This window comes from Streptococcus sp. CF8_Ac1-9 (assembly GCF_024295565.1).
GTDB classification, from domain to species: Bacteria; Bacillota; Bacilli; order Lactobacillales; family Streptococcaceae; genus Streptococcus; species Streptococcus parasanguinis_X.
Map to the genome: position 1 here is coordinate 140,992 of NZ_JANCOY010000001.1, position 16,153 is coordinate 157,144.

A 16,153-nucleotide genomic window follows, 5' to 3' on the forward strand; every position below is an offset into this window, starting at 1 on the left:
TGAAACTTTAGGTTCAAAACTAAGTCATGGAACTTCGTAGAAGTTCGCTGACGTCCGTACTCACCTAAGGAAAGTTTTTAATATGTCTTTATCTTCAATCTAAGCATTTTCAAATCTGAAAATGCTTTTTTAGACTAAAAAAACATCTAGCAAAATTGCTAGATGCTTCAGAAACCACTCGTTATTTTATCATTTTAAACGTTTAGAACCTTATCCAAGAATTCTTTCAAACGTGGGTGTTGTGGGTTGTCGAAGATTTGGTCTGGTTTGCCATCTTCGAGGAATTCACCGTCTGCGGTGAAGATGACGCGGTTGGCTACTTGGCGGGCAAATCCCATCTCGTGGGTAACGATGATCATGGTCATGCCTTGCTCTGCTAACTCTTTCATAACGTTCAATACATCTCCAACCATCTCAGGGTCAAGGGCAGAAGTAGGTTCGTCAAAGAGCATAATATCTGGATTCATGGCAAGTCCACGTGCGATAGCCACACGTTGTTTTTGACCACCGGAAAGGCTGTTTGGATTGGCATCGGCTTTATCTGCGAGTCCAACTTTTTCCAACAATTCCATACCGACTTTTTGAGCTTCTTCACGGGTCATCAGTTTGTGCTCTACTGGCGCAAACATGATGTTTTCAAGGACGCTCATGTGAGGGAAGAGGTTGAAGTGTTGGAAAACCATCCCGATATTTTCACGGACCAAATCAACATTGGTTTTTGGATCGGTTAGATCATATCCATTAACTGTAATTTGACCTTTTGTAACTTCTTCGAGGAGATTGAGACTACGAAGGAAGGTCGATTTACCAGAGCCGGACGGTCCGATAATGCAGACCACATCCCCTTCGTAGAATTTTGTTGAGATTCCTTTTAAGACCTCATTTTCACCATAGTATTTGTGGAGGTCATGGACATCAATTTTTAATTTAGCCATTAGTTAACCTTCTTTTCTAATTTTTTTGCAAATCGTGTTAGCAAGGTGATAATCACGAGGTAGAAGACGGCAAGGATCGCATACATCTTGAAACTTTGGTAGTTTCGAGCGATAATGATCTTACCAGTTTGGAAGAGTTCTACCAATCCGATTGCAGACACAATAGTTGTATCTTTTAGGGCAATGACGAATTGGTTAACAAAGTTTGGAAGCATGAGTTTGGTTGCTTGTGGCAAGATGATCTTGCGCATGGTCTTTCCATAAGAGATCCCAAGGCTTCGGCTGGCTTCCATCTGTCCAATCGGTACAGCTTGGATCCCCCCACGGACAATTTCTGCGATATAAGCAGCAGCATTGAGAGAGAGGGCAATGGTACCTGCGACAAAGTCGTTGATTGGGGATTGGTGACCTGTGATCGATTCAATCAAGTTTGGAATTCCCCAGAAGATGAAGGCGGCGAGGATCATGAGTGGGATCCCACGAATGACATCGACAAAGATTTCAGCTGTCCAGCGGAGCCACTTATAAGGGCTAACACTAAACATCCCAAAGATAACACCGATCACCATAGCAATGGCGAAAGAGAGAAGGGCAAGGGCAAGAGTGACACCCAAACCACTTAACAATTGTTTGTAGTTGTTTTGGAGCAAGCCCCAGATCGTTGTTTCATCTGCTGTTGTACTTGAAGTACTTGATTTGCTATCTGCTTTAAGGTATTTATCGAGAATCTTTTGGTATTGACCGCTTTTCTTCAAGTTTGCAAGACCGTTATTGAACATTTCGATCAATTCAGGATTTTCACCCTTCTTAACGGCAAATGCTAGTTGACCACTTGGAGTTCCTTCGATAGGTGTTTTGAATTTACGTCCTTGTTTAATAGCGTATTTGATAACAGGTTCGTCATCCATGATCGCAGCGACAGAACCAGAATTCAAACTGTCATACATAGAAGCCCCGTCAGAGAAAGTTTTGATCTTGTAGCCATATTTATTTTTATTCTTTTCAAGGAAGGTCTGCGATGCAGTTCCGTTTTTAACACCGACCGTCTTTCCTTTTAGGTCATCGTAAGAATCAATCTTGCTATCCTTTTGGACTGCAAGAATAGAGTTAGCAGTATAATATGGTTCAGAAAAATCAAATGTTTCTTTCCGAGCATCGGTCACGGTCATCCCTGCGATCATTCCTTGCGCATGACCAGATTGGACATCACTTACCGCAGCATCAAATCCAGGATTATTAATCTCGATGGTAAATCCTTGGTCTTTGGCAATAGCTTTGATCAAGTCCATATCGATTCCTGTGTATTTGTTTTTTCCATTTTGGAAGACAAATGGTGCAAAAGATGAGTCACTTGAAATTACATATTTTGATTTTTTAGGAGTTGCTTTTTGACCAGCAGGAGTAGTTGTTTCTGGAACAGCACTGTTACTTGATGATTGACTTTCACCTGTCCATTTTTTGATGATCTCATCAAGTGTCCCGTCAGCTTTCATTTGAGCGAGGGCCTTGTTAAATTCAGTGATCAACTTTTCATGATTTCCACCTTTTTTAACACCAAAGGCAAAGCCACCGACTGCTTCTCCGTCCATATTGATAGCTAGGTCCTGACCCTTTTGGATGGCGTACTGAATAACAGGTTGGTCATCCATCACCGCATCGACCGCACCAGCTGATAAACTGTTGTACATGAGATCGCCAGTATCAAAAGTCTTGATCTTGTAGCCGTACTTGTCCTTATTTTTATCGAGGAAGCGTTGGGCTGCAGTTCCGTTTTTAACACCGACTGTCTTCCCTTTTAATTGGTTGTACTTCGTGATTTTGTCAGCTTTTTTAGTCGCGATGACAACTTTTGTATCGTAGTAAGTATCAGACATGGTGAAGACTTTTTCACGTTCTGTTGTTTTGGTCATTCCGGCCATGATGGCATCCGCTTGACCAGCTTGAACTGCGTTGACCGCTGCATCAAATCCTGGGAAGGATTTGTCCAAATCCCAGCCATTGATTTCAGCGACCTTGTCCAAGATCTCTACGTCAATTCCTTTATAGGTTTGATCTGAATCCTTAAATTCAAACGGTGCATATGCTGTGTCGAAAACGACCTTGATCGTCTCAGCATGAGCATGACCAGCGAATGCAACGATTGGAAATAAGAAAAGCAAACATGCTAGTAATTTTTTCTTCATTTCTGTCTCCTTTTAATTCTTTTCTCTTTGGGTATTTGACCCATGAGCACATTGACCAAAGGATGGCCTTAAAAAAACAAATCATTCATACCAAAACGAGTATGAATGGTCTTATGTTTTTCTACAAAAGCTATTATATCAGAAAATAGTTTGCTTTGCAAGAAAAATCGAGGTTTCATGTTAGGTTTTCTAACATGAAACAATATTGCACCTCTGGATTTTCTTTGTTACAATGGACCTATCAGATAAATGGAGGTTGATCATGAAGAAAGGAAAGATCATTCAGGATATAAAAACAAACACATCTATGCCAGTTCTTATTTCTACACTATTCTATATATTTTTAGCCTCCTTCTTTATAGAAGGGGGACTATGGCTTAGTAGTGAATTGGTGGGGCCATTTTCCTTAGTTATAGGTTTTCTAGTGGAGTTCTTTTCGCCAGGAAATGGGACAGCAAGTATTCAAGAATTTTTCTACCATTATCTTCTCTATTATGAGCTTTTCAGTTTTGTAATCATACTATTTCTCTTTATTTTTTGGGTGAAGGTCATAGAGAAGAATGCTTTATCAAGCTTAGGCTTTGTAAAAAGAAATTGGCTCAAGTATCTAGTCTGGGGGATCATGATTTCACTTGTTCAAATGGGAGTCATTGCTCTTGTCTACCAAGTAAGTGGAATTGGGTCTTTTGAGCTGAATGAATTAAGTTTAGAACCCATCCTCTTTATTCTAGGATTATTCCCATTTTGGCTTCTGCAAGGGGGGACGGAAGAAGTAGCGACGCGAGGCTGGCTTCTGACTCGGATGGCTGCAAGAACTAATCTGCCTTTAGCGATCGCGATTTCTAGTAGTCTCTTTGGCATTCTGCATATGGGAAATGCAGGAGTGACCTTCTTATCCGTTCTGAATATCATCCTCGATGGAGTGCTGGCTGGTCTGCTTTTTATCTATACGGATAGTATCTGGCTAGTGGTCGCCCAACACGGCACTTGGAACTATGTACAAGGAAATCTCCTTGGTTTTCAAGTCAGTGGCACAGGCGCAGATGCCTCGATTTTTAGCTTTAGCATGGGATATGGTCCTGATTGGTTGACCGGAGGGGCATTTGGAGCAGAAGGATCAATCATCACCACCCTAGTTCTTATTGTATCCCTAGTGATTGTCTATCGCTTAGGTGAGAGGAAAGAAAAGTTTGATGACTAACCTCTGTGTAATGTCTGAAAGTCATATATGAAAAAGACAAACACCAAAAATGACGTTTGTCTGCATTCTGAGTCGAACACATATTGATGAGTTCGGCTTTTTCTATATAATAATGGGAATGATTAGCTTGACTTGTGCACCATTATGAGTATTTTCTAAATGCATAGTTCCATTATGAAGTTTCATGACGCGTTTCACGAAAGATAAACCAAGTCCAAAGTGACTTTCTTGAGAGGGTGTTCTTGCTTGGTCCTCTTTATAGAAAAGATTTCCAGCATGTTGTAATACATTTTTTGAAAAAGTAGATTGATTATTCCATATGGTTAGAACTAATCGATTTTTTTCTTGTGACATTGTTAGCTGGATCTTTGCATCATTATCTTTTTGATGTTGTATTGCATTATTAATAATATTTGTGATTGCTCGAAAAAATAAATTGGAATGAATGGCAATTTGTGTTGATGGAGTTACTGTATTTGAAAAAACAAATTGTGTATTTCTCGGGAGTAAAGGAGTGATCTGTTCCTTCAATTGATGAGTTACTTGTTGAATTGATATGTTTTCAAGTTGAATATCATGGTCATAAAAAGTTTTGGAGTATTGGATGAAGTGGTTAAAATAATCATTTAATTGAATACTTGCTTGCTCCAGATCTTTTAGACATTCCATTGTTTGAGGTGTTTGCTCGGTGGATTGTAAGAATTCGGCATTTCCTCTGATGACAGTTAGAGGGCTACGAAGATCATGTGCAGCGCTAGATACTTGAAACATGAGTTCTTTTTTTTGATCTTTTTCATTTTGAATTCTATTTTTTATTTCAGATTGCATTTTTTCGATCAGATCGTTTGTTTCAATGAATTCTTTAATCTGCAAATGGTGATGTTCATTTTTTGTGAAATATAGACCACTATGATAAACCATGTTCATTTCTGTTTGAATCTTGGTTAATAACCGTCTAATATTTATTACAATGATAAAAATTAAAATGATGCAAAGATAAATCCAAGAACTGACGCTAAAAAATAAAGCAAAGTGATTGGCATTTTTCTCATTAATTCCAGACACAGAAGATAGAAGAGCTGGAACTATGTAAAAAAGTATCAGACATAGAAGAAATTGCCAAATGATTTTAAGGTAGGTACGCTTAATGAGTTGCTTGATTGTCAATTCTTTTTCCATTTGTATCCTCCTCCCCATACTGTTTTGATTGGATCAATTTGATGAATCTTAAATTTTTGTCTGATTTGATAGATGTATTCAGTAATGGATCGTAGTTGTGCATCAGAGTCTACAGGATAGAGGTAATTGTAAAGTTCTTCTATGCTAAATATTCGGTTCTCATTTTTGGCTAAAAGATAAAGTAAATCAAACTCTCGCTTAGTTAGTGATATTCTCTTTGATTGATAATAAACTTCTTGACGATCTCGATAAAAAGTAATATCTGAATTCATTTCTTCTTTAGAGGCAGGGTGAGATCTTTCTTCTCTCCGAAGATGCATTTGAATTCTTGCAATCAATTCTTTAATGCTGAATGGTTTTGTAATGTAATCATCGGCTCCGGCTTGTATTCCTTTTAGTAAATCTTCTTCAAAATCTTTAGCGGTTAGAAATAAGATTGGAGTAGCAATTTGTGGACGAATGGAACGACAAATTTCTAAACCAGAAATAGGCATCATGACGTCAAGTAAAATTAGATCAAATCCAGTAAAGTCACAGATATTGATCTCCTCTATATTTTTACGAGTTTCCACGTGAAAGTTGTTTGCTTCTAATGAATTCCCTATTAATCGTAAGATTTTTTCATCATCGTCAATGGCTAAAATTTTATACTTCATAGTTCCTCCAATTATATGAGCATATTATAGCAAATATAGAATGTAATTTGTTGAAAATAAAAAAAATAATTATTCTGAGAATTTCCTGATTTTCTCCTGTTATACTTGCTCCAAGTGAAGGTGGAATTTCACTAAAAGTCAGAAGGGAAAAAGAATGAATGATAACAATTCAAAAGCTACATAAGGAATATAATAATAAAATTGTCCTTCAAAACGTGTCTTTCAAAGCTAAGAAAGGTGAGATTACTGGATTGATTGGACCGAATGGATCTGGAAAATCAACTTTAATCAGAATTTTACTTGGCTTAGAAAATAGTCAAATGGGAATGGCATTGATCGATGGAAAAAAATACTCTCAATTGGGAGATAATCCTTTTTGTATTGTTGGATCGTTCCTTGACAGTTGCCAACCTTACCCAACCAGAACAGGATTTCAGCATCTTCGGTGGATTGGGTTGGCTTGTGGGGTTGATAGAAATAGGTGCAAGGAATGTTTAGAGTTGGTGGGGTTAAGTGAAGCTAAAAATAAAAAGGTAAAAGACTATTCATTAGGAATGAAGCAACGTCTTGGGTTAGCAACAGCCTTATTAGCAAATCCTGACATTTTAATTTTAGATGAACCAATCAATGGACTAGATCCAGAAGGAATTCGCTGGGTACGTAATTTTTTACAATCTTTTGTCAATGAAGGTAAAACTGTATTAATGACAAGTCATTATATGAGTGAGTTAGAATTAACTGTAGATCATTTGGTTGGTATTTCTAATGGCAAAATTGTTATTGATGCTCCTACAAAAGATATTTTGAAACAGTTTGGCTCTTTTGAGGAAGCATATTTTAAAGCACTCGAAGGGAAAGAAGGTGAATAATTTGTTGAAGCGTTCCTTTTTTAGTGACCTATATAAATATAGTAGTTTACCTGCTTTTAAAGTTACTTTTTTTCTTATTTTGGGAGTCAGCATATTTTTTTCAATTCAAAATATCCAGGTGATAAATGCCTTAGTAGAAGGAAATGGACAAGCGGTTAACCTTGATCCATCTATGTTATCATCGAATCCAGTGCATACAGTCAGGGATGCTCTCTTATCTTCACCCTACCAAGCAAGTGTTATTTTCTTGCCAATTCTTGTTTCACTTGTTTATTCAACCCATTATCAATTTGGTGATGATTATTTTAGCCAGTTATTGATTCCTAACTGGAAAGTTCGTCTTACTGGGTTTATTGCAAGTTCGATTGTCCTATCGTTACTCTCTACTTTAATATTTTCTATAGTAAACGCTGTTATTTTATTCGTTTTTCTAGATTCAACTCTAAAGAATTTTTTAGAATTGACATTGTTTTTAGATGTCACGGTAAGGGTTATGATATTTGCAATCGTTCTTACTTTATTAGCTTTACTTTTCGTAATAGTAACGAAAAAATCAATGACTTCATTAATTGCAGACGTTTTGTTATTGGTAATCACTTTATCAGGTATTCTAAGAGGAATTTCTTCTAAAATAGAAAATCTCTTGCCTTTGATTGGAGCAAAGTCATTTGCTTTTGGCCGAATTGAAGGGATTCAAACGAGCCAATTATATGGATTTACACTTTTAGTAGTAGAAGGAATCTTGTTCTTGGTATTCATAATGCTTGTAGAAATGATTCGAATGAGGAGGAAGAATGGCAAGAATATTTTTTAGTCTTATCGTCAAAAAATATAGTTTAAAACCCGTAAAGTACCAGATAGCTATACAGTCACTTTTGATAGGTTTTGTGTGTCTCTTAGGTGTTTTACCAGTTTCAATCAATGATACTGTTGTACAATTATCTATAAAGCAAGCTCTTGTTTTTGCGTCAATGCTCTCTGTTGGTATTGGGTGTGTTAATGCATTTGTTGAGTTACAATCACACGAAACAAAACTGGTTTATTTGGTAAGTGGAAAAAGGATCTTAAGTTCAATTCGGATCCTGTTCGTAGAATTATGTGATGTAGTACTCCAATCAACCTTAAATTTCATTGTACTACTTATATGGTTTCATTTTTTTAGTAGCGAAAATGGTGTCAGTTTAGAACTTTTCAGTTTCTATTTGATTGGCTCCATCCAATATTTTTTGATTTCTTACTTCTTAAGTTATTTTTTCAAAAGTCCAATGGGGAGTTTAGCTATTTTGCTGCTATTTCCTATTTTGGTACAACCTTTCATAGAAAGAGTAGTGGAACCAATGACTAGTTATCTATTTTACAATATTATTGCGGATACAATACTAGGGAGAGCTTCCTATTTGCAACTATGTGTTTATGCTATGGAATTGGTGTTTTCACTTGGAGCCACTCTTTACCTTTTGATAAGGAATCAAGAAGTTAAGTAGTAAATTGATTTCGTAAAAATGATACCGATGAGCAAACCTTGCTAATTTTGTATATCATGGACACTGAAGTTTATTACGTATTGCATTGTTTTAGAATAAAAGACAAGACTTTCGAAGTAATTGCGAGAGTCTTGTTTAGTTTTCACTCTAATGCGTGTCCAATTAATTATTTTGTAATATGTTGTTTTCCCTTTCATTCCTCATCTCAGAGAATTCTAGTGATTTATGGTAAAATAAGGTCTATATATGTGAGGACAAAGAGATGATTAATCGAGTAACTGATAACAAATTTAAACTAGTCTCCAAATACCAACCGTCTGGGGACCAACCGCAGGCCATTGAACAGTTGGTGGATAACATCGAGGGAGGCGAGAAGGCCCAAATCTTGATGGGGGCAACTGGTACGGGGAAGACCTATACCATGAGTCAGGTCATTGCCCAAGTCAATAAGCCGACCTTGGTCATCGCCCACAATAAAACCCTAGCAGGTCAGCTCTATGGGGAGTTCAAGGAATTTTTCCCTGAAAATGCGGTCGAGTATTTCGTCTCTTACTACGATTACTACCAGCCAGAAGCTTATGTACCATCGAGCGATACCTATATCGAAAAGGATAGCTCGGTCAATGATGAGATTGACAAGCTTCGTCACTCAGCAACCTCCGCTCTTTTAGAACGAAATGACGTGATTGTCGTTGCGTCTGTTTCCTGTATCTATGGTTTGGGTTCGCCTAAGGAATATTCCGACAGCGTGGTCAGTTTGCGTCCGGGTCTCGAGATTTCACGTGATAAACTGCTGAATGACTTGGTGGATATCCAGTTTGAGCGCAATGACATCGACTTTCAACGGGGGAAATTCCGTGTCCGTGGGGATGTGGTCGAGATTTTCCCAGCTTCGCGTGATGAGCATGCCTTTCGAGTTGAGTTTTTCGGAGATGAGATTGAGCGGATTCGTGAGATTGAAGCTTTGACGGGCCAAGTTCTAGGAGATGTGGACCACTTAGCCATTTTCCCAGCCACTCACTTCGTGACCAATGACGACCATATGGAAGTGGCCATTGCCAAGATTCAGGCGGAACTAGAAGAGCAGTTAAAAGTCTTTGAAAAAGAAGGTAAGCTCTTAGAAGCCCAACGCCTGAAGCAACGGACAGAGTACGATATTGAAATGTTGCGGGAAATGGGCTACACCAATGGGGTGGAGAACTACTCCCGTCACATGGATGGCCGAAGTGAAGGAGAGCCTCCTTACACCCTCCTTGACTTCTTTCCAGAAGATTTCCTCATCATGATCGATGAAAGTCACATGACCATGGGACAGATCAAGGGTATGTACAATGGAGACCGCTCACGCAAGGAGATGTTGGTCAACTATGGTTTCCGTTTGCCATCTGCCTTGGACAACCGGCCACTGCGTCGTGAAGAGTTTGAAAGCCATGTCCACCAGATTGTCTATGTGTCAGCGACACCAGGTGACTATGAGATGGAACAAACGGACACCGTCATCGAGCAGATTATTCGTCCGACTGGTCTTCTGGATCCAGAAGTGGAAGTACGCCCTACCATGGGACAAATGGACGATCTCTTGGGTGAGATCAATGCGCGTGTAGAACGTGGAGAGCGGACCTTTGTCACTACCCTGACCAAGAAGATGGCAGAAGACTTGACCGACTACTTCAAGGAAATGGGTGTTAAAGTCAAATACATGCACTCGGACATTAAGACCTTGGAGCGGACGGAGATTATTCGTGATTTGCGTTTAGGGGTCTTTGATGTCTTGGTCGGTATCAACCTGCTTCGGGAAGGGATTGACGTACCAGAAGTTAGTCTGGTGGCCATTCTCGATGCGGACAAGGAAGGTTTCCTCCGTAATGAGCGTGGACTGATCCAGACCATCGGTCGTGCAGCCCGTAATAGTGAGGGGCACGTGATCATGTATGCGGACACCATAACCCAGTCTATGCAAAAAGCCATCGATGAAACGGCCCGCCGTCGCCAGATTCAGATGGCCTATAACGAAGAGCATGGCATTGTGCCACAAACCATCAAAAAGGAAATCCGAGATCTTATTTCTGTTACTAAGGCTGTGGCCAAGGAAGAAGACAAGGAAGTGGATATCACCAGTCTCAACCGCCAAGAGCGCAAAGAACTGGTCAAGAAACTGCAAGGTCAAATGCAAGAAGCCGTCGAAGTGCTTGATTTCGAGCTGGCAGCGCAAATCCGCGATAGGATGTTGGAAGTCAAGGCTTTGGATTAAGCGGAGGGAAAGTATGAAAATTTTAGTCATCAATGGACACCCGGATAAGGAAAGTTACTGTCAGGCTATTTTTCAAACCATTGTCGAAACTATTGACTCAAATCGCCACGAGCTCCAAGTGATCAGTCTCAATGAAGAGGACTTTGATCCGGTCCTTCGCTATGGTTACCGAAAGCGGATGGAGGAAGATTCCTTTATCCTTCGTTCTCAAGAATGGATCCAGTGGGCGGACCACCTGATCTTTGTCTATCCCATCTGGTGGAGCAGTATGCCGAGCCTCATGAAAGGTTGGATTGATCGGGTCTTCACACCTGGGATTGCTTACTCGGCTAATGATCAGGGCAGCTTTATCTGGAATTACCTCAGAGGCAAGCAATTCAAGAAGTTGCTCAAAGGGAAAACAGCTAGTATATATGCGACCTCCATGGCGCCTACTTGGTGGTACAAGATCTTTTCAGGTCCTCTCAACATTCCGGATAGTTATGGTATCTCTGTTTTGAAGAATGCCGTCTTGAACCACTGTGGGATCAAAACCAAGCGCGTCTGTATCTTGGGAGAAGTCGGCCGGGATGTGAACACCGCTAGCATGCGGGAACACCATCTCCAAAAGGTAGCAGCAGAAATGAAAAAACTCTGAGTAAATCCTTAACGTTAGGAAATGAGGTTAATGAAGCAGAAGAAAAATACTGTAAAGAAGGTCAACCATCAAAATAAAATAAAGAGTAAAAGAAGCTGGTTAGTTCGCTTAAACCTGTGGCTTGAAAAGCATTCAGGTATTGGTATGCTTTTGGATTTTATCATGTTTTTGTCAATGGGAGCTACCCTAGGTGTCTTTCTTTTTGACAATCATCTAATCCCAAGGACTTACCGTGATTTTAATTATCTATTTCCCTTATTTATGAATCTATATTTATTGCTGAATGGATTATATTTTAATGTCTTTCGAGTGCAGAAAGAAGACCGAGCTTCCATTGAATTTTTCGCAACCGTCTTTTTGTACGTGAATGAAATTACGTCTGTTGTGCATATTGGGTTTGGGATCAAAGGACGACGTATGGGAGATTATATTCCAGCACTTTACACCTTGAATCTGAAATACATCTGGTTTCCTATCGTGACCTATGCGATCTTCTTCATTCTAGCGGCCTTGATCTTATTCATAATAAAATTGAGGAAAAATAAGAGAAATAAGGTCGGAAAATTCGATAAAAAAGAAGACCATTGTCTTTGAGAGAGGCTTTCTTTTGGATATTTTTGATGAATACCATGAGCTGGTAAATCCCTTTGCGATGAAGAAAGAAGTAAAGAAAAAAGTTTATTTTGATTGATGTATTACATCATAGAAAGGAAATATATGTCACGTACAACGCCTACTATACTGTGCAATCTTTGCATGGTCGAAGATCTTGAAAATGGGAAAGTAGTCCTCCAATACCGCTCACCTGAAAAGACTCACTGGGCTGGCTATGCTTTTCCAGGTGGCCATATCGAAGAAGGAGAAAGCCTTGTAGAATCCGTCATTCGTGAAATCTACGAAGAGACAGGACTTACAATTACAAATCCAAAACTGGTCGCAGTCAAAGACTGGCCACAAGATGAGGGCGGCCGCTACATCGTCTTTTGCTACAAAGCGACAGAATTTACAGGCCAGCTAAGATCGTCTGAAGAAGGAGAAGTTTATTGGGTTGAGAAGGATCAATTAGAAAAGTTGGATTTATCCTACGATATGCTTCCTCTGCTGGAAGTGATGGAAGACCCAGATTTGTCCGAGTACTATTATCGCAAACGGACAGACGATGATTGGGAAAAATTAAGATTTTAAGCAAAGGAGGCTGGGACAAAAGTCCTAGCCTCTCAATTATTTTTGGATTGTCGAGCAAGACGCAGTGGTTGAGTGGGCTCTACTACTCTGATTTCATCAGCTTTTACAGCCCTACTCAACTGTGCGGAGGTGGGACGACGAAATCGAATTCTAACGAATTACCGATTTCTGTCCCACTCTCTTTTTTGCTTGTAAGGTGAAAGAAGAAAGAATATTCCATTCGTGCTTGAATCTGCTTAGAAAAAGTACTATAGTATAAGCATAAAATACAATTGTAATCTTTCATACTGTGAATAGAAAGAAGGCAAGATATGAAATTACAATTTAGAATCCTTATAGGAATTTGCTTCTTGATCGGTGCCTTAGTCTTTGCCTTTCAAAAGGAATGGTTATACGCTTTGCTGTTGCTTTTAGTTGGGGCTTCTTACCTTTATAAAGGAGTGCGTCGATGAAGAGTGAGTGTTTAAACATCAGGGGGCTAAACGTTTGGTATAAAAAAGACAAGCCCGTTATAAAAGACACGAATTTGCTTGTACCCAATCATTCTGTAGTGGGGTTGATTGGTCGAAATGGAGCTGGGAAGACAACCTTGCTAAAAGCTTTAAGTAGTGTCTTTGATCATCGGCAGTATGCAGTTGAGACTGTTACCATAGAAGACAAGGCGACCTCTTTTCATACGAATTTCTATAAGAGCCGTACCTATACAGTTTTTACTGAAAACAATAGTTTTTTAAACTGGGATTTTGTTCATTATTTTAATTTTGTCTGTCGTTTGTATCATCGAAAGAGAGATGAAACGTTATTGCAGGACCTGATCTCAGGCTTTCATTTTGAAGAGTTTCTCAACACAGACATTGGTAGTTTGTCAACGGGAAATAAGAAGAAAGTCTTCTTGATCACAGCTTTTTATCTCAAACCTACCCTCCTTATTTTGGACGAACCATTTGATGGCCTTGATTTTGATGCGACAGAATTTCTATATGGTTTGCTATTGCAGTATAAAGAAGAAGGCTCTATTCTGATGAGTTCGCATATCGCAGAGAGTATCGTTCGGGTCTGTGATACAGCTTATTCTATTGAAGATGGTCACCTAGACGCGATTGAATCGAATTTAGAAGATTGGTTTCATGACGTCAATCGTCAGAGGGGGTAGAACATGCTACTAGCAATTTTTAGAGATGTGGTGTCCAAAAATCGGCTCTTCTTGTTCTTGACTTCCTTAGCCTTTGCTCTTTATTACTATCTTGTTGGGGCAAAATTTTCTACGAGCTTTCAAGTCTTGTTGATCAGTACGGCTATTGTTACTGCTCTATCAACCTTTCAATTGCTCTATTCCTACTTTTCGATGGACAGGGTCCAGGCCTACTACCAACTTCCTTTGTCTCTCAATCATTTCAAAGGGTCTTTTCTGACGGTAACCTTTCTTCTCAATTTACTAGAGCGCGTGCTGTTATTGATCCTCTTTTTAGGAGTCAGGTTAGACCTGCTACAATCCTTTAAGCTTGTCCTCCTTTCTTTACTGGTGGTATTGAGTGTGTTTTATGTCTTTATCCAGTTCAATACCAGGCCAAGTCTTCTAGGAGGAGTCCTCATTTCTGTAACGACTGTTCTTACAGTATCTTCTTTATGGGTTCAACAAGTGCCCTATATGATCTTACTTTCAGCCTTCATTGCTGTCTTAATTTTTAAAAATGAGGACTTGATCGCGATTTCAAAAAATGATCAGTTACTCGTTTCAAAGAGAAGAAGTGGAAATTATTTTTGGATTTCCTTGTTTCAAGAGCGCTATTTTTCCATCAATTTTGTCTTTACTCTCATCTTCCTCCTTCTCATTCTGATACAGGATTATGAGGCTCCTTTAAAAATCATCATCCTGTTAACGATTGCTTCTGTCAATACGCCATTAACCACTCTCATTTCCGCTGATAAAGATTTGATCGATCATGTTAAGTCTCTCCCTAAGAGTCGGTTCTTTTACCTGATGTATTACCGTGTGTTGCTGACCTATTTCCTATCTGTGAATCTATTTGTTGCTCTTTTATTAAAAATGGTGGTCATGCCTGACTTGGGGATCCTATTTTTACTAGGAGTGATGATTCTAGCAGTAGTGGAAGCTGTTTTGCACTTACTGATTGAAATCTATTTCCCTTTAAGAAAATGGAATTTAAAGAGAGAATGTTGGAAGCACCCAAGAAAATACATTGTTCCTAGTATCGTCTTCTTACTTAGTTGGAGTCTCCTTTTCTGCTTCTAAGGAATTGCCCCTTTGCTTGTATCTGCTTCTTAATTGTAGTATGATAGAGGAGTTGAAAAGATGCTAGAAAAGGTGGCAAGTATATGAAAGATTTTCACTTTGATGCAATTGCTGCATTTGAAAATTATGAAATCGAAAAGATGAGAGATGGCCATGTGGTGGTGACAACCAAGGTCGTGGAATCATCGCTCAATTATTATGGAAATGCGCATGGAGGCTATCTCTTTACCCTGTGTGACCAAGTCAGTGGTTTGGTAGTGGTTTCTCAAGGGGTCGATGGGGTAACCTTGCAATCTTCGATCAATTACTTGAAAGCAGGGCGTCTGGGTGATGTCCTGACCATCCATGGCGAATGTGTCCACAGTGGACGGACGACTCGAGTTGTGGATGTCGATATTACCAATCAAGACGGGGCCAATGTCTGCAAGGCAACCTTTACGATGTTTGTTACGGGAGTGAGAGATGAATCCGCACAAGTACGCATTTAAAAACTATATTTTTGATTTTTATGGAACCTTGGTCGACATCGAAACGGATGAGTCGAGTCCCCTTTTATGGGATACCATGGCTCAGATCTACCAATCCTACGGGGCAAGCTACACAGGAGAAGGACTGCGCCTGCGTTATAGAGAGTTGGTGCAACAAGCCGAAGAAGACTTGGCTAAGGAAAAACAAGTTTCCTACCCAGAGATTGATCTAACGGTCATCTTTGTACAATTATATTTAGAAGGCCATCCAAGCGGGAATAGTGTTGTCCACCTCAAAGAGTGGGGACGTTTGATTGCGCGGACTTTCCGTGTCCTTTCTCGCAAGCGTTTGGAGCTTTATCCTCATACGAAAGAAGTATTAGAGGATATGAAAGCTGCAGGTTGCCGAATCTTTCTCTTATCCAATGCCCAATCAGATTTTACCAATCCGGAGATTGATTTGGTTGGTTTGAGAGAGCTTTTCCATGCCATTTACTTGTCATCTGATGCAGGTATTCGCAAACCTCAGCCAGAGTTTCTCTTGGAAGTGATGAAAGAGCACCAGTTGAACCCTGAGAAAACGGTCATGGTGGGGAATGACTTTACGACAGATGTCGCTGTTGCCCAAAGTATCGGGATGGAGAGTATCTTGATCAATACCTTTCCTTACTCTGATGCTGAACTGCGCGAGAAGAATCAAGCAGGTGTGCGCGTGATTCGAGACATTCAAGAATTGCAGGAAGATTGAGAAATATCATCCGTGTAGGGAGGCCAAGTCGCCTCCTTTTTTATTGAAAATGCTACAGTCGAGCAGGATTTGTCAAATTTTCGCTTTCATGGTATACTATGAAA

At 39.6% G+C, this 16,153-nt stretch carries 16 protein-coding genes; 12 read left to right on the forward strand and 4 right to left on the reverse strand.

Features of this window, described 5'->3' with window-relative positions:
* Positions 1–194: 194 nt before the first annotated feature.
* Both NML76_RS00730 and NML76_RS00735 read right to left on the reverse strand, forming a co-directional pair.
* Positions 195–935 (reverse strand): amino acid ABC transporter ATP-binding protein, encoded by a 741-nt coding sequence (locus NML76_RS00730; RefSeq protein ID WP_003007564.1) that lies wholly within the window; start codon positions 933–935, stop codon positions 195–197.
* Positions 935–3,118: an amino acid ABC transporter substrate-binding protein/permease gene (locus NML76_RS00735; protein ID WP_254732446.1), complete on the reverse strand. Its 2,184-nt coding sequence runs from the start codon at positions 3,116–3,118 to the stop codon at positions 935–937. Before NML76_RS00735 ends, NML76_RS00730 begins: the two co-directional genes overlap by 1 nt.
* 262 nt (positions 3,119–3,380) lie before the next feature.
* On the opposite strand from NML76_RS00735, the gene NML76_RS10245 reads away from it, so the two are divergent.
* Positions 3,381–4,319 (forward strand): CPBP family intramembrane glutamic endopeptidase, encoded by a 939-nt coding sequence (locus tag NML76_RS10245; RefSeq protein ID WP_368077135.1) that lies wholly within the window; start codon positions 3,381–3,383, stop codon positions 4,317–4,319.
* Between the two features lie 102 nt (positions 4,320–4,421).
* Here the strand turns inward: NML76_RS10245 and NML76_RS00745 are convergent, their stop codons facing one another.
* Positions 4,422–5,498 (reverse strand): sensor histidine kinase KdpD, encoded by a 1,077-nt coding sequence (locus NML76_RS00745; protein ID WP_049493105.1) that lies wholly within the window; start codon positions 5,496–5,498, stop codon positions 4,422–4,424.
* On the reverse strand, positions 5,483–6,154 hold the full coding sequence (locus tag NML76_RS00750) for a response regulator transcription factor (protein WP_134974767.1): 672 nt from the start codon (positions 6,152–6,154) through the stop codon (positions 5,483–5,485). Before NML76_RS00750 ends, NML76_RS00745 begins: the two co-directional genes overlap by 16 nt.
* 158 nt (positions 6,155–6,312) lie before the next feature.
* Between NML76_RS00750 and NML76_RS00755 the strand changes: the two genes are divergently transcribed.
* The 11 genes from NML76_RS00755 to NML76_RS00805 all read left to right on the forward strand — a co-directional run bounded on the left by NML76_RS00755 (position 6,313) and on the right by NML76_RS00805 (position 16,049).
* Positions 6,313–7,023 (forward strand): ABC transporter ATP-binding protein, encoded by a 711-nt coding sequence (locus tag NML76_RS00755; protein WP_129299205.1) that lies wholly within the window; start codon positions 6,313–6,315, stop codon positions 7,021–7,023.
* 1 nt (position 7,024) lies between these two features.
* Positions 7,025–7,837, forward strand: a complete 813-nt coding sequence (locus tag NML76_RS00760; RefSeq protein ID WP_302851174.1) for a hypothetical protein — start codon at positions 7,025–7,027, stop codon at positions 7,835–7,837.
* Entirely contained in the window at positions 7,818–8,507 is a 690-nt protein-coding gene (locus tag NML76_RS00765) for a hypothetical protein (protein WP_061590608.1), read from the forward strand. Before NML76_RS00760 ends, NML76_RS00765 begins: the two co-directional genes overlap by 20 nt.
* Before the next feature lie 262 nt (positions 8,508–8,769).
* Positions 8,770–10,758 carry an excinuclease ABC subunit UvrB gene (gene uvrB, locus NML76_RS00770; RefSeq protein ID WP_254732449.1) on the forward strand — a complete coding sequence of 663 codons (1,989 nt, stop codon included), beginning with the start codon at positions 8,770–8,772 and terminating at the stop codon, positions 10,756–10,758.
* Between the two features lie 13 nt (positions 10,759–10,771).
* The gene (locus tag NML76_RS00775; RefSeq protein WP_129824596.1) at positions 10,772–11,395 is read left to right on the forward strand and encodes an NAD(P)H-dependent oxidoreductase; all 624 of its coding nucleotides are present in this window, start codon (positions 10,772–10,774) and stop codon (positions 11,393–11,395) included.
* A 30-nt stretch (positions 11,396–11,425) separates the two neighbouring features.
* Positions 11,426–11,989 (forward strand): hypothetical protein, encoded by a 564-nt coding sequence (locus NML76_RS00780; protein WP_254732450.1) that lies wholly within the window; start codon positions 11,426–11,428, stop codon positions 11,987–11,989.
* A 123-nt stretch (positions 11,990–12,112) separates the two neighbouring features.
* Positions 12,113–12,580: an 8-oxo-dGTP diphosphatase gene (locus NML76_RS00785; RefSeq protein ID WP_173020169.1), complete on the forward strand. Its 468-nt coding sequence runs from the start codon at positions 12,113–12,115 to the stop codon at positions 12,578–12,580.
* 448 nt (positions 12,581–13,028) lie between these two features.
* Positions 13,029–13,733 (forward strand): ABC transporter ATP-binding protein, encoded by a 705-nt coding sequence (locus NML76_RS00790; protein WP_254732451.1) that lies wholly within the window; start codon positions 13,029–13,031, stop codon positions 13,731–13,733.
* Between the two features lie 3 nt (positions 13,734–13,736).
* On the forward strand, positions 13,737–14,834 hold the full coding sequence (locus NML76_RS00795) for a hypothetical protein (protein ID WP_254732452.1): 1,098 nt from the start codon (positions 13,737–13,739) through the stop codon (positions 14,832–14,834).
* Between the two features lie 83 nt (positions 14,835–14,917).
* Positions 14,918–15,322: a PaaI family thioesterase gene (locus NML76_RS00800; RefSeq protein WP_003016342.1), complete on the forward strand. Its 405-nt coding sequence runs from the start codon at positions 14,918–14,920 to the stop codon at positions 15,320–15,322.
* Complete coding sequence (locus tag NML76_RS00805; protein WP_254732453.1) at positions 15,297–16,049, forward strand: HAD family hydrolase; 753 nt, start codon at positions 15,297–15,299, stop codon at positions 16,047–16,049. The genes NML76_RS00800 and NML76_RS00805 overlap by 26 nt, the downstream gene beginning before the upstream one ends.
* The last annotated feature ends 104 nt before the right edge of the window (positions 16,050–16,153 follow it).